The organism is Mycobacterium sp., from assembly GCF_035314905.1.
In the GTDB taxonomy this organism is placed as follows: Bacteria; Actinomycetota; Actinomycetes; order Mycobacteriales; family Mycobacteriaceae; genus Mycobacterium.
Window position 1 is genome coordinate 16,649 of sequence record NZ_DATFYW010000183.1, and the last position, 13,535, is coordinate 30,183.

13 protein-coding genes are annotated in these 13,535 nt (G+C 69.6%); 9 read left to right on the top strand and 4 right to left on the bottom strand.

The genetic code is table 11. The annotated features are described in order from the left end of the window. Position 1 precedes the first annotated feature (1 nt). Positions 2 to 829: an enoyl-CoA hydratase/isomerase family protein gene (locus tag VKG81_RS15920; RefSeq protein WP_324397528.1), complete on the top strand. Its 828-nt coding sequence runs from the start codon at positions 2 to 4 to the stop codon at positions 827 to 829. A gap of 17 nt (positions 830 to 846) precedes the next feature. Here VKG81_RS15920 and VKG81_RS15925 read toward each other — a convergent pair whose 3' ends face one another. Genes VKG81_RS15925 through VKG81_RS15935 form a run of 3 tightly spaced genes read right to left on the bottom strand, consistent with a single transcriptional unit; the run spans position 847 to position 4,056 of the window. Then, positions 847 to 2,763 (bottom strand): acetoacetate--CoA ligase, encoded by a 1,917-nt coding sequence (locus VKG81_RS15925; protein ID WP_324397529.1) that lies wholly within the window; start codon positions 2,761 to 2,763, stop codon positions 847 to 849. After that, on the bottom strand, positions 2,747 to 3,568 hold the full coding sequence (locus tag VKG81_RS15930; RefSeq protein ID WP_324397530.1) for a CoA ester lyase: 822 nt from the start codon (positions 3,566 to 3,568) through the stop codon (positions 2,747 to 2,749). The genes VKG81_RS15925 and VKG81_RS15930 overlap by 17 nt, the downstream gene beginning before the upstream one ends. Beyond that, positions 3,565 to 4,056 carry a MaoC family dehydratase gene (locus VKG81_RS15935; RefSeq protein ID WP_324397531.1) on the bottom strand — a complete coding sequence of 164 codons (492 nt, stop codon included), beginning with the start codon at positions 4,054 to 4,056 and terminating at the stop codon, positions 3,565 to 3,567. The genes VKG81_RS15930 and VKG81_RS15935 overlap by 4 nt, the downstream gene beginning before the upstream one ends. 295 nt (positions 4,057 to 4,351) lie before the next feature. On the opposite strand from VKG81_RS15935, the gene VKG81_RS15940 reads away from it, so the two are divergent. Genes VKG81_RS15940 through VKG81_RS15955 form a run of 4 tightly spaced genes read left to right on the top strand, consistent with a single transcriptional unit; the run spans position 4,352 to position 8,339 of the window. Beyond that, positions 4,352 to 5,929 carry a methylmalonyl-CoA mutase family protein gene (locus VKG81_RS15940; protein WP_324397532.1) on the top strand — a complete coding sequence of 526 codons (1,578 nt, stop codon included), beginning with the start codon at positions 4,352 to 4,354 and terminating at the stop codon, positions 5,927 to 5,929. Beyond that, positions 5,930 to 6,346, top strand: coding sequence for a cobalamin B12-binding domain-containing protein (locus VKG81_RS15945; RefSeq protein ID WP_324397533.1), 417 nt, complete (start codon positions 5,930 to 5,932; stop codon positions 6,344 to 6,346). It abuts the gene before it with no gap. Further along, positions 6,331 to 7,287, top strand: coding sequence for an LLM class F420-dependent oxidoreductase (locus VKG81_RS15950; RefSeq protein ID WP_324397534.1), 957 nt, complete (start codon positions 6,331 to 6,333; stop codon positions 7,285 to 7,287). The genes VKG81_RS15945 and VKG81_RS15950 overlap by 16 nt, the downstream gene beginning before the upstream one ends. Beyond that, entirely contained in the window at positions 7,284 to 8,339 is a 1,056-nt protein-coding gene (locus VKG81_RS15955; protein WP_324397535.1) for a CoA transferase, read from the top strand. Before VKG81_RS15950 ends, VKG81_RS15955 begins: the two co-directional genes overlap by 4 nt. Here the strand turns inward: VKG81_RS15955 and VKG81_RS15960 are convergent. Further along, a complete protein-coding gene (locus VKG81_RS15960; RefSeq protein WP_324397536.1) occupies positions 8,327 to 9,331 on the bottom strand; it encodes a ferredoxin--NADP reductase in 1,005 nt (334 codons plus the stop codon). The two genes, VKG81_RS15955 and VKG81_RS15960, sit on opposite strands and share 13 nt — an antisense overlap. Before the next feature lie 72 nt (positions 9,332 to 9,403). On the opposite strand from VKG81_RS15960, the gene VKG81_RS15965 reads away from it, so the two are divergent. From VKG81_RS15965 to VKG81_RS15980, 4 genes are all read left to right on the top strand, one after another. Next, a complete protein-coding gene (locus VKG81_RS15965; RefSeq protein ID WP_324397537.1) occupies positions 9,404 to 10,795 on the top strand; it encodes a class I adenylate-forming enzyme family protein in 1,392 nt (463 codons plus the stop codon). Beyond that, entirely contained in the window at positions 10,773 to 11,678 is a 906-nt protein-coding gene (locus VKG81_RS15970) for an acyl-CoA dehydrogenase family protein (protein ID WP_324397538.1), read from the top strand. Before VKG81_RS15965 ends, VKG81_RS15970 begins: the two co-directional genes overlap by 23 nt. Then, positions 11,665 to 12,756: an acyl-CoA dehydrogenase family protein gene (locus VKG81_RS15975; RefSeq protein WP_324397539.1), complete on the top strand. Its 1,092-nt coding sequence runs from the start codon at positions 11,665 to 11,667 to the stop codon at positions 12,754 to 12,756. The genes VKG81_RS15970 and VKG81_RS15975 overlap by 14 nt, the downstream gene beginning before the upstream one ends. Before the next feature lie 30 nt (positions 12,757 to 12,786). Then, positions 12,787 to 13,535 (top strand): enoyl-CoA hydratase/isomerase family protein (locus VKG81_RS15980; protein ID WP_324397540.1); only part of this gene is annotated, 749 nt, incomplete at its 3' end.

The window sequence follows — 13,535 nt, forward strand, 5'->3', positions numbered from 1 at the left end:
GATGACCACCGCCTCCGACACCACGCCGAGGCCGCCCGAGGGCGACTGGCTGGGAACCCCGTACCTGTCGTTCCGGCGCGAGGGCCCGATCGCGATCTGCACACTGGACCGCCCCGAGGCGCGGAACGCGATGACACCGGCGATGTACTTCGGTATCCGCTGTGCGGTGGGGCGGGTCAACGACGACGATGGCCTGGCCGGCTTGTTGATCACCGGCACCGGTGACGTTTTCGCCCCCGGCGGCGACATGGGCGGCGGCGGCGCGGACAACTGGATCACGTTCGGCTCGGCGCTTTCGATGGACGTCACGCCGTTCGACACGCTGCGCACCTCCGCAAAGCCGGTGGTGTCCGCGGTCAACGGTCTGTGTCAGGGCGGGGGCCTGCAGATCGCGCTGTGCAGCGACATGGCCGTTGTCAGTGACCGCGCGACATTCCGTGTCCCCGAGCTGTTTCGCGGCATCGCGGACACGTACTACAGCCAGATGCTCGCACGCCTCATCGGGCCGGTGCGGACCCGCGATCTGATGTTCACCGGTCGCGTGCTCACCGCCGCCGAGGCGCTGGACTGGGGGATGGTCGCGCGGGTCGTCCGGCACGACGAGCTCATGGACGACGCCCGCGCGGTGCTCGCCCAGTGCTGCCGCACCGCGCCGGGCGCGCGGGCCGTGGTCAAGTCCAGCCTGGACGGCTATCTCGGCCTGTACGACCGGATCGGCATGACCACCAGCATCCGCGGCCAGGAGGCCGTCGAGGGATTCCGCGCCTTCAAAGAACGACGCTCGCCGGGGTGGGTGCACCCCGGACTCCGGGTCGACGGGCGGATCTGATCCGCGGGGAGCCACGCTCAGCGATGGCGCTCGCCCCGTTCGCGATACCAGTCGATCAGTGCCGGATCGTCGATCGCGCGCGGGTCGATGGCGACGTCGGCGCGACCGGCCATGATGCCGACGACCGGCACCTCGAGTTTCTTGCCGGTGCGGGTGTGCGGTATCCCGGGCGCTTCGATGATCTCGTCGGGCACGTGCCTCGGCGACAGCCTGGTGCGGATCTGCCGGCGGATCTTGTCTGCGAGAGCATCGTCGAGCTGCGCACCCGGCGCGAGGGTGACGAACAGCGGCATCCAGTAGTCGCCGTCCGCGCCGTCGATGCCGACGACGAACGCCTCGCTGACCTCGTCGATCGCCTCGACCACTTCGTAGATGTCGGCCGACCCCATCCGGATGCCGTGCCGGTTGAGGGTGGCGTCGCTGCGGCCGTGGATGATCAGCGAGCCCCGTTCGGTGACGGTGACCCAGTCACCGTGGCGCCACACGCCCGGCGCCGGTCCGTTCGCCCATTCGTGGGCGAAATACGCATCGCGGTACTTCGAGCCGTCGTGGTCGTTCCAGAACTTGACCGGCATCGACGGCATCGGCGCGGTGATCACCATCTCGCCCACCTCGCCGACCAGCGGGCGACGGTCAGGTGACCAACTCTCCAGTGCCACACCGAGATAGCGCGTGGCCAGTTCGCCGGGAACGACCGGCACCCCCGGCGTTCCGCCGGCGAATGCGGTGACCACGTCGGTGCCGCCGCTGATCGAGGACACCGAAACACCATTGCCCACTGCGGATTTCACCCATTCGAACAGGTCTGCGGCCAGAGGCGAGCCGGTGCTGCCCACGGTTGCCAGGCGCCGCAGGTCATGCGACGAGCCGGGCTTCAGGCCGGCCTTGCGCGAGGCCAGCAATTGGCCGGGGCTGGTGCCGAAGTAGGTGACCCCCTCGTCGGCCAGTAATCGCCACAGCCGGTCGGCGTCGGGCGACAGCGGATGGCCGCTGTAGCACAGCACCGTCGAGCCGCACAGCAGACCCGACAGCCGGAAGTTCCACATCATCCAGCTCAGCGCGGTCTGCCAGAAGAAGACGTCGCCGGCGCCGATCCCGCCGTGCAGGTTCACCGCCTTGAGATGCTCGAGCACCACGCCGCCGTGGCCGTGCACGATCCCTTTGGGGTGTCCGGTGGTGCCGGAACTGAACAGCACCCACAGCGGATGGTCAAACGGCACCGCGGCCACCTGCGGATCGGCCGGCTCGGGTGCGTCGTGGAATCCGCCGATCAGGATCACCGCGGGTTCACCCGCCAGCAGCCGCTGCAGCTCGGCCGTGTCGGCGCGTTTGTCGATCCAGCGCCCGTTGTACCGGTAGCCGTCGGCGCTGAACAACACCTTGGGGTTCAACTGGCTCAGCCGTGCCGCCGCGCCTTCCGGTGCGTAATCCTGCCCGCACGCCGACCAGATGGCGCCGATCGCCGCGGTGGCCAGGAACGCGACCATCGCCTCTGCGATGTCCGGAAGGTACGCCGCGACGGTGTCGCCGGGCCCCACGCCGACCCGGCGCAGCGCGGCCGCGGCCGCCCCGATCCGACCGGGCAGATCCGTCCAGCTGATTTCGGTCCGGGCGCCGTCCTCGTCGACCCCGATGATCGCCGGCGACCTCTGGTGCGCCTGGCGGAGAACCTGATCGACGTAGTTCAGCTCCACGCCGGGGAACCACACGGCGCCGGGCATGGACGCGTCGGCCAGCACACCGGCATCCCCGTCGGCGGGTGCGCTGCCGCCGGGGCCGCGCACATCGAAGAAGTCCCACACCACCCGCCAGAATCGCGCCGGATGGTCGACCGACCACTGCCACAGCTCCGGGTAGTCACCCTGCGGCGCGCCGTGGCGCCGGGCCGCGGCGGCGGCGAAGCGGCGCCAGGCGGGCTCATTCCCGTGGCTCATCGCCACCGTTTCTGATGATGCGCTCGGCGCGCCGCAGCACGGGCATGTCGACCATCATGCCGTCCAACTCGAACACCCCGCGCTGATTCTGCGCGGCGGCCAGGACTTTTCGCGCCCATGTCAGCTGCTGTGCAGTCGGGGCGTAGCCGTCGCGAATGACCGGGATCTGGGCGGGATGAATGGCGACTTTGGCGTCGAAGCCCACCGCGACGCCGTCGTCGACTTCGGCGCGCAGTCCGTCGAGATCCTTGATGTCGAGGTACACGGAATCCAGCGCCAGCCGGTGATAGGCCTTCGCCGCCAGCAGCGACGCGGACCGCACGTGCTGCGCCACGTCGCGCAGCGTTCCGTCGGAACGCCTGTTGGCCGTCCCGCCGAGCGCGGCGAACAGGTCTTCGGAGCCCCACATCACGGCGATGGCGTTGTCCCGGCGCGCGCACTCGCTGACATTGACCGCGCCCAGCGGCGTCTCGATCAGCACGATCACGTCCAGCGGCGCCAACGCGCCGATCTGCTGCGCCGACTCGGATTTCGGCAGCATCACCGTCGTGTACCCGGTGCGCGCCAACATCTCGAGGTCGGCGTGGTGCTCGGCGGTGCCGGCGGCGTTGATGCGTACCACCGTTCTGGTCGGGTCCAGCGGTGTGGCCGCCACGGCCGCGCGGGCGGCTTGCTTGTCGGCGCTCGCCACCCCGTCTTCGAGGTCGACGATGACCACGTCGGCGACGGCGGCGGCCTTGGCGAAGCGCTCGGGACGATCTGCCGGGCAGAACAGCCAGGCGGGTCCGGCCGGCTGCAGGCTCATTCGCCGGCCGCCGCGTCGGGCTTCTTCCGCACCAGCGTCTTGCGGGTCGCGGTCGCGACGACGTCGCCGTGCTGGTTGCGGCCGGTGTGCAGAAACGTCACGATGCCCTCACCCGGGCGGCTGCGCGACAGGCGCTTGTCGGTGACCACCGTTTCGGCGTACAGGGTGTCGCCGTGGAACAGCGGGTGCGGGAACGCGATGTCGGCGAAACCGAGGTTCGCCACGATCGTGCCCTGGGTGAGCTGGGCAACCGACAGGCCGACCAGCGTCGACAACGTGAACATCGAGTTGACCAGACGTTGGTGATACGGCGGCGCCGTCTCGGCGAACGCGGCGTCGAGGTGCAACGCCTGCGTGTTCATCGTCAACGTGGTGAACAGCACGTTGTCGGCCTCGGTGATGGTGCGGCCGGGCCGGTGCAGATACCGCACGCCGGTTTCGAATTCCTCGAACCACAGGCCGCGCTGAACCACGGTGCGCTCTGTCACGGTCGCCTTCTGCCTCGATCAGCCGATGAACAGGTCCAGTATGGGCTGCGCTCCACCCCCGTAGCGGGACAGGTCGTAGCCGCCGGCAGCCGCGGGTGCGGGGCCGGCGGGACCACGCTGGCGCCCTGCCCGGCGGCGGCCATGCCGATGGCGAGCCGGATAACGCGGCTGACCACCGTGCGGTCGGTCAGCGTGCTGAGCTGCTCGGACCCCATCCCCTGCGCCGTCCCTCCTCGCTGGTCGTCGCAACAGATGGTATTGGCATTCTCTTTTTTTGCAAGTACGTTATTCACTGATGGATAACGCAACCCACACGCCCTCCGGCATCCCCCTCAAGCCGGTCTACGGAGCCCGGGACCGAAGCGGCGAGCCGCCCGCCCCCGGCAGCTTTCCGTTCACCCGGGGAAACTTCGCAACCGGTTACCGGGGCAAGCTGTGGACGTTTCGCCAGTACTCGGGGTTCGGCACCGCCGAGGAGTCCAACCGTCGCTATCGCTACCTGCTGGACCAGGGCGGAACGGGGCTGTCGGTCGCGCTTGACCTGCCCACCCAGTGCGGCTTCGACTCCGACGACCCGGAGGTGGGTGAGGAGGTCGGCCGCGTCGGCGTGGCGGTGGACACCCTGGCCGACGCGGAGATCCTGTTCGACGGCATCCCGCTCGACAAGATCAGCACTAGCTTCACGATCAACGGGACAGCGGCGATCCTGCTGGCCTTCTACGTGGCGGCCGCCGAGCGCAGGGGGGTCCCGCGCGCCGGGCTCACCGGGACGATCCAGAACGACATCCTCAAGGAGTACGCGTCGAGGGGGACGTGGATCTGGCCGCCGGAGCCGTCGCTGCGGCTGATCGCCGACACGATCGAGTTCTGCGCGGCGGAGGTGCCCAAGTTCAACGCGATCTCGGTGGCTGGTGCCCACTTCCGCGATGCCGGCGCCAACGCGGTGCAGGAGATGGCGTTCACGCTCGCCGACGGCGTCACCTACTGCGACACGGTGGTTCAGCGCGGCCGGATGACGATCGACGAGTTCGCGCCGCAGATCTCGTTCTTCTTCTACACCCACGGCGACTTCTTCGAGGAGATCGCCAAGTACCGCGCCGGCCGCCGCCGCTGGGCGACCATTGTGCGCGAGCGCTACGGCGCCGGCACCGACAAGGCCTCGATGTTCCGCTTCGGCTGTGTCTCCGGCGGCGCGTCGCTCTACGCCCCGCAGGCGCAGAACAACCTCGTCCGGGTGGCCTACGAGGCGCTGGCGTCGGTCCTGGGCGGCGTGCAGTCGATGTTCACGGCGGCCTGGGACGAGCCGTTCGCGCTGCCCAGCGAGGAGTCGGCCACCCTGGCCCTGCGCACCCAGCAGATCCTGGCCTACGAGACGGGCGTGGCGAGCGTGGCGGACCCCCTCGGCGGCTCCTACTTCGTCGAGGCGCTGACCGACGCGACCGAGGCCAGCATCGTCGAGATCATGGCCGACCTGGAGGCGCACGGCGGAATGGTCAGGGCCATCGAGGACGGCTACCTGCAGGGTCTGATCGCCGACGAGGCCTTCCGGATCCACCGGGAGATCGAGGACGGTACGCGCCCGGTCGTCGGTGTCAACAAGTTCGTGACCCCGGAGCCGCCACCCGAGATCTCGACCTACGAACTGGACGCCGAGGGCCGCGACCTTCAGCTCGAGCGGCTGGCCAAAGTCAGGGCGGAGCGCGACGGCTCAGCCGTTCGCGCGAGCCTTGCCACCCTCTCGCGGGCCGCCGAAGGCAGCGACAACCTGATGCATCCGCTGGTCGAGTGCGCCAACAGCTACTGCACCGTCGGCGAAATGGTCTCCGCCCTCAAGGCGGTGTGGGGCGAGTTCTGCCAACCGGTGGTGTTCTAGATGACAGCTCGAATTCTGGTGGCCAAGCCCGGTCTCGACGGCCACGACCGCGGCGCGAAGATCGTCGCGCGGACCCTGCGCGACGCCGGCTTCGAGGTCATCTACACCGGCATCCGTCAGCGCATCGAAGACATCGTTTCGATAGCCCTGCAGGAAGACGTCGCGGTGGTGGGCCTGAGCATCCTGTCCGGCGCGCACGTCGCGTTGACGACACGGGTTGTGCAGGCCTTGCGCGAAGCCGACGCCGGGGACATAGCCGTGGTGGTGGGCGGCACGATACCGCAGGCCGACGTCCCGAAGTTGCTGTCCGCGGGTGCTGCCGCGGTGTTTCCCACCGGCACGCCGCTTGACGTTCTCGTGCGCGAAATCCGCGCGCTGACATCGCAATCCGTGGAGGAATCGTGCGCGTCGGAGTGATGATCGGGCCCGAGCGGCGCGACACCGCCCGTAAGGCCGAAGGAATGCTCGCCGACGTCGAGTGGGCCGAGTCCGCCGGCATGGACACCGCCTGGATTCCGCAGATTCCGGGCGACTTCGACGCGATGGTGACGGTCGCGTTGATGGGCACCAGGACCTCGCGCATCGAGCTCGGCACCGCGGTCATCCCGCTGCAGGCGCAGCATCCGATCGCGTTGGCGCGCCAGGCGTTGTCCACCCATGCCGCTACCGGCGGCCGGCTCGCGCTCGGCGTCGGCCCGTCGCACCACTGGATCGTGCGGGACATGCTCGGGCTTCCCTACGAGCGGCCGGCCGCGTACACGCGCGACTACGTCGAGGTCCTCGAGGCCGCGCTGCACGGGCCGGGACCGGTCGACGTGGAGAACGAGACGTTCACCGTCCACAACCCGCTGGACCTCGGCCCCGTTGCACCCCTGCCGGTGCTGATCGCCGCGCTCGGTCCGGTGATGCTGCGGATCGCCGGCGAACACGCCGACGGAACCGTGCTGTGGATGGCCGACGAACGCGCCATCGCCGACCACATCGCGCCCCGGATCACCAAGGCCGCCGACAACGCCGGCCGGCCGGCCCCCCGCATCGTCGCGGGCATCCCGGTGTGCCTGTGCAAGCCCTCGCAAGTCGACGCGGCGCGTGAGCGCGCGAACCGGATCCTCGGCGAGGCCGAATACTCGCCGAACTATCAGCAGCTGCTGGATCGCGGTGAGGCCGCCGATGTCGGCGACATCTGCGCGGCCGGCGACGAGGAGGCGATCCTGGCGCGGTTCCGCCGGTTCGCCGATGCCGGCGTGACCGATTTGTCGGTGCGGCTGTTGCCGATCGGCGATGACCGTGACGAGCTGGTCGCGTCCAAGCGTCGCACCCGCGACGTGATTTCTCAGCTCGCCGTCCAGGTGCGATGACGCCCGGCCCCCTGGCCGGCATCAGGATCGTCGAGGTCGGCACGATGCTCGCGGGCCCGTACGCCACGATGATGCTCGCCGACCTCGGCGCGGAGGTCGTCAAAGTCGAGCCGCCCGGCGGCGAGATCTCGCGGCAGGTCGGCCCGAGCTACTTCGCCAGCCTCAACCGCGGCAAGCGCAGCGTGTGCCTGGACCTGAATTCCGCGACCGGCCGGCGCCGGCTGGGGGAGCTCGTCGCAACGGCGCACGCCCTGCTGGTCAACATGAAACCGTCGGTGATTCACCGGCTGGGGCTCACCTACGCAGCGCTGCGACGGTTCAACGACAGGATCGTCTGCGTCGCCATGACGGGCTTCGGGTTGGACGGGGGTGACGATCCCGCGTTCGACTACGTGATCCAGGCGGCCACCGGTATCGCCGCGCTGACCGGCGATCCGGACGGGCCGCCGATCCTGCCCGGCTACTCGTCGGCCGACAACTCGACCGGGCTGGCGGCCGCGCTTGGGCTGCTGGCCCAGATCATCTCCGGCCGTGGCGGTCAGGTGGACGTGTCGTTACGCGACGTCATGCTCTCGCAACTGAACTACCGCGCATCGGCCTACCTCAACGACGGCATCGAGCCGCGCCGGCTGCCGTTCGGCGCACACTCGTACTACGTTCCCGCACAACTTTTTTCGACAGCCGAGGGCTATCTCGCGCTTTTCATCACCCACGACGGGTTCTGGAAATCCTTTGCCGCGGAGGCGGACATCGACGGCTTTGCGACGATGGCCGAACGCGCCGCCCGCCGCGACGAGGTGCTCGCCGTCGTCGCGGCGGCGTTGGCCGCCGACACGGCCAAGGGTTGGGAATCGCGGTTGCGTCCGCTCGGAATTCCGGCGGCCGCGGTGCGGACCCTGCCCGAGGCGCTCGCGGCCACGCCGGAAGTGGTCGTGACGGCGGGAGAATTCCGCCTGGTCGGCAGCCCGATCCGCGTCGCCGGCTACACGCCGGACTACCGGCCGCCGCCTGGCCTCGGCGAGCACGACGACGTGCTGTCTCAGCCGTCGTAAACCACGGTGACCGACTCGCTGTCGGGTACGGCCTGACACGTCAGCACGTATCCGTCGGCGACCTCGTCCTCGGTCAGCGCGTCGTTGACCCGCATCGTCGCATGTCCGTCGGTCAGTCGCGCCATGCAGGTGCCGCAGTTGCCGGCCTCGCAGCTGAACGGCGGCGCCAGCCCGGCGCGCCGGGCGCTTTCCAGCAGGGTCTCGTTGGGCACGCGTCCCACCGACACCGTCTTGCGGTCCAGCCGGATCGTCACCGTCCCGCCGGACGCCGGTTGGTGCTCGCGGGGCGCGGCCGGGGACTGCGGCACCGCATCGAAGTTCTCGACGAACACCCGCCCCGGTCCCGGCAGTGCGGACTTCACGACCGTCATGAAGCCCTCCGGGCCGCACACGTAGCAGTCGGCGTCGGCGTCCGCGCCGACGAACTCGACGACGCCCGCCGCGTCGAGCAGCCCGCGCTCGGCGTCGAGGTGGCGGACCACGTCCAGCCGGCCGGGGTAGCGGTGGACCAGCTCGGAGATCGCCGTGTCGAAGATCACCGACGCACGATCGCGGTCGGCGCACAGCAGCCGCACCTGCCGGTCGGTGGCGGCAAGGGCGCTCTTGGTCAGCGACAGGATCGGGGTGACACCGCTGCCGCCCGCGAACCCCAGCAGGGGCGCGGATGTCGAGTCCAGGCAGAACGTCCCCGCGGCCCTGGTGATTGTCACCTCGTCGCCTTCCCCCAGGTTGTCGAGCATCCAGTTGGAGACCTTGCCGCCCGGCACCCGCTTGACGGTGGTGGCCAACTCGGAGTCGGTCTCGGGCGCGCTCGACATCGAGTAGGAGCGATACAGCTCCTCGCCGTCGACCCTCACCCGGAAGGTGCAGTACTGGCCGGCGCGATACGGGAAGGGCTTTTCGTGCGGGGCCAGCACGAACGTGCGCGCGTCGGCGGTCTCCTTGACGATCCGGGCCACCGTGGCCCGGTGAAACACGTTGGCGATCCCCACATCCCCTCCTTTGGTATGCTGATTCTATCAAATGGAGAATGATGTTCTCAACGGACGGGTAGGATCCTCCCGATGTCCCTTGCGTTCGCGGAACGCCGGTACAGTCGCCCGCAGCTCGATGCGCTGGCCGGCGGACTGGCCGCAACGCTGCGCCGGCGCGGGGTGCGGGCCGGGCACCGGGTCGCGCTGATGTCGTCGAACCGTCCGGAGTTCGTGGCGGCGGTGCTCGCGATCTGGCGGCTTGGCGCGGCGGTCGTGCTCCTGAGCCCGGCGTGGAAGCACAGCGAGGTGAACCACGCCCTGTCGCTGACGAACCCGTTCGACGCCGTCGGGGACCACCCGGTGCTGGCCGGGTCCATGCCGATGCTGCACCTGGACGAGCCCGTCGACGGGGCGCAGGGGGCGTTCGGCAGGCCCCGCCCGGAAACCGACGCGCTGTTGGTCTTCAGCTCCGGCACCACCGGCATGCCGAAAGCGGTCCGGCACACCCACGCTTCGTTCCGCGCCGCGATCCGGCACTGGCGCACCGCGCTGCAGATGACGGCGCACGATCGGATTCAGGTCGTCACGCCGCCTTCCCACATCCTCGGGCTGCTCAACATCATGACCGCGCTCGACGCCGGTGCCCGCGTCCGGCTGCATCGGCGCTTCGACGTCGACGAGATGCTCCGGCACATCGAGTCCGACCGGATCACGATCGCGATGGCCGTCGCGCCGATCGCGCTGGCGCTGGCGAAACACCCCGGACTGGAATCCTTCGACCTGTCCTCGCTGCGGTACATCGTGTGGTGTGCCACGCCGGTGACCGCGAGTGTCGCGGAGACCGTCAACCGTCGCACCGGGGTGGGCTTCCTGACCGCGTACGGGACCACCGAGTTACCGGTCGTCGCCTGCAATGAGCTCCAAGGAGCCCGGCTGGACACGGTGGGGCGTCCCGTGCCGGGTGTCAGCGTGCGGGTGGTGTCGTTGGACACCGGGGAGCCGGTCGCTGCGGGACAGATCGGCGAGATCCAGGCGCGGTCGGACTCGTTGATGGCCGGTTACCTGCCCGGCGAGGACACGGCAAATGCGTTGTGCGACGGCTGGTACCGCACCGGTGACGTGGGCCGTCTCGACGGCGACGGCTGGTTGCGCATCACCGGCCGGTGCAAGGAAATGATCAAGGTGCGCGGATTCCAGGTCGCCCCCGCCGAAATCGAGGCCGTGCTGCACGGTCACCCGGCCGTCAGGGACTGTGCGGTGTTCGGCGCTTCCGACTCCGCCGACGGGGAAGCCGTCGTCGCGGCGGTCGCGGTCACCGCCCCGGTGCCCGCCGGCGAACTGACCGGGCTGGTCGCCGACAGGCTCGCCTCGTACAAGCGGCTGAGCCGCGTGATCTTCGTCGACGAGATTCCCCGTCTGCCGTCCGGGAAGGTGTTGCGCCGATCTCTCCAGGAGAAATATGGACGTCCGTCTGACAACTGAGCAGCGGCAACTGCGTGATGCGGCCGCGAAACTGGCCGACGACCTCGGCCCGGGCTCGGTCAACGACCTTTCCGACGACAACCGGATAAGCCGGTTGGAGAAGGCGATCCACGTGACCGGCTGGCGGTCCCTGCGATCCGACGGCGCCTCCGGCGTCGAAGTGGCCGTCGTGGCAGAGGAATTCGGGCGTGGGCTCGTCGATGTGCCGTTCCTGGGTCCCGTCCTCGCCGATGATCTGGCCCGCCGTCTGGGCGCCGATGCGCAGGGGTCCACGATCGCCGTGGACGGTGTGGCAACCGATGCGCGGGGCGCTCGGCGTGCGCTCGTGCTCGATCGGGGCAGGGTCGCCGCCGGCGCGGTCGGCGAACACCTCGCCGGCGCGGACCTGACCCGCAGCACCGCCGAAGTACTCGACCCGCTGGAGCCGCTCGGCGACGTCGGGGCCGAACACGCCGGGCGCTGGCGGGCGCTGGCCTTGGTCATCACGACCGCCGATCTGGTCGGGACAGCCCGCGGCGCACACGCTTTGGCGTGCGACTACGCGAAGATCCGCCGGCAGTACGGCAACACGATCGGCTCGTATCAGGCGGTCGGCCACCTGCTGGCCGAGGCTCTGGCCCTGATCGAGGGGTCGGAGAGCGTGTTGCGGCACGCGGCGTGGGCCGTCGACGAGTTCGCCCCCGCCGAGGCGGTGGCCGCGGCGAAGGTCGCGAAGATCTACTGCGCCCGCGCCGCCAGGACGGTGTGCGAAACCTCCATCCAGGTCCACGGCGGGATCGGCAACACCTGGGAATGCCTGGCGCATGTGTTCTTGCGCCGGGCCCTGACATCGACCGAGCTGTGGCCGGTGAGTTTGAGGGAGATCAACGTTGGACTTTCGTGATTCGCCGGACGAGGCGGCGTTCCGGGACCGGCTTCGGGCCTGGCTGCAGCAGCGCGCGCGGGGGTTTGCGGCGTCGGGCGACGACTATTGGGCCCGCCAGGGCGAGTGGCATCGGGCACTCTACGAGGCGGGGTTCTTCGGGCTCTCCTGGCCACGCGAGTACGGCGGCCACGAGCTGCCGCCGGTCTATGACGTGATCCTCGACGAGGAACTGGCGCGGGCCGGCGCGCCGCCGCGGCCCAGCCTCGGGTATCTGGTGGTGGGCCTGGGCCGGCACGGCAGCGCCCGGCTGCGGCAGCGGTTCCTGCCCGGCATGATCAACGGCACCGAGCGCTGGTGCCAGGGCTTTTCCGAGCCCGACGCGGGGTCGGATCTCGCGTCGCTGAAAACGACGGCGACGCGCCGGGGCGACGACTATGTGATCGACGGGCACAAGATCTGGACGAGCTACTCCGATGTCGCCGACTGGTGTCTGCTGCTGGCCCGCACGGATCCGGATGCGCCTCGCCACCGCGGCATTTCGGCGTTCGTCGTCTCGATGAAGCAGCCGGGCGTGGTGCAGCGGCCGCTGCGCATGATCAACCGCGTCACCACCGAATTCGGCCAGGTGCTCTTCGACGGCGCGTCGGTGCCCGCCGAGCAGATGGTCGGCGCGCCGGGGGAGGGCTGGGCGCTCGCGATGACGGTGGTCGGCCACGAACGCGAACCGTCCACGCTGGGCTATTCGGCCAGGTACGGGAAGCTGGTGCGGCAGTTGGCATCGCGGGTCGACGATGATGTGCCCGAGGAGCTGGCCTGGGCCGCCGTCCAGAGCGAGATGCTGCGGCTGCATGTGCGCCGGCGGCTGTCCGAACAGCTCGACGGCGTCTCGCACGGGCCCGAGGGCTCGCTGGACAAGCTGCTGATGACGTGGGTGGAGCAATCGGTCGGCCACGCGGCGGTGGCCGTCGGCGGCACCCGCGACCCCGAACTGCTCAGCGCCTATCTGTACAGCCGCGCCCAGAGCGTGATGGGCGGGACGTCGCAGATCCAGAAGAACATCATCGCGTCGCGAATCCTGGGATTGGCAGACCGATGAGCGCTTGCAAGAAGAGCAAAGGAAACTGAAATGTACGACATGCCAAAAGAAATCGACGTCCAGGCCGACGGCGATCTGCGCATTGTGACGCTGAACCGCCCGGACGCGCTCAACGCGGTCGACGACGCGCTGCACTGCGGGCTGGCGTGGCTGTGGCCACGCCTGAACGAGGACCGCGGCGCGCGTGCCGCGGTGCTGACCGGGCGCGGGCGGGCGTTCTCCGCGGGCGGCGACTTCGCCTACCTCGACGAGCTGGCACGAGACGCCGACCTGCGCGCCAAGACCATCCTGCACGGCCGCGAGATCGTTCTCGGCATGGCGCGCTGCCGCATTCCGGTGATCGCGGCCGTCAACGGCCCGGCGGTGGGCCTGGGCTGCAGCCTGGTCGCCCTGAGCGACATCGTCTACATGGCCGAAACCGCCTACCTCGCCGACCCGCACGTGCAGGTCGGTCTGGTCGCCGCCGACGGCGGCCCGCTGACGTGGCCGTTGCACACCAGCCTGCTGTGGGCCAAGGAGTACGCGCTGACCGGCGCCCGGATCTCGGCCGAGAAAGCGGTCCAGATGGGACTGGCCAACCACGTGGTCGCCGATCCCGTGGCCGAGGCGATGGCGTGCGCGAAACGCATCATGGAGTTGCCGCGCCAGGCCGTCGAGGCCACCAAGCGGCTGCTCAACATCCACCTCGAGAAGGCCGTGCTCGCGACCCTCGACTACGCGAACACCGCCGAGGAGCAGTCGTTTTCGACCGAGGACTTCCGCGCGATCGTCACCCGGCT

Bases quoted from the DNA above. Each gene is read 5' to 3' on its own strand.
- VKG81_RS15920 (WP_324397528.1), top strand. From the start codon at position 2: ATGACCACCGCCTCCGACACCACGCCGAGGCCGCCCGAGGGCGACTGG.
- VKG81_RS15965 (WP_324397537.1), top strand. From the start codon at position 9,404: ATGTCCCTTGCGTTCGCGGAACGCCGGTACAGTCGCCCGCAGCTCGAT.
- VKG81_RS15930 (WP_324397530.1), bottom strand. From the start codon at position 3,568: ATGAGCCTGCAGCCGGCCGGACCCGCCTGGCTGTTCTGCCCGGCAGAT.
- VKG81_RS15955 (WP_324397535.1), top strand. From the start codon at position 7,284: ATGACGCCCGGCCCCCTGGCCGGCATCAGGATCGTCGAGGTCGGCACG.
- VKG81_RS15925 (WP_324397529.1), bottom strand. From the start codon at position 2,763: ATGAGCCACGGGAATGAGCCCGCCTGGCGCCGCTTCGCCGCCGCCGCG.
- VKG81_RS15970 (WP_324397538.1), top strand. From the start codon at position 10,773: ATGGACGTCCGTCTGACAACTGAGCAGCGGCAACTGCGTGATGCGGCC.
- VKG81_RS15945 (WP_324397533.1), top strand. From the start codon at position 5,930: ATGACAGCTCGAATTCTGGTGGCCAAGCCCGGTCTCGACGGCCACGAC.
- VKG81_RS15940 (WP_324397532.1), top strand. From the start codon at position 4,352: ATGGATAACGCAACCCACACGCCCTCCGGCATCCCCCTCAAGCCGGTC.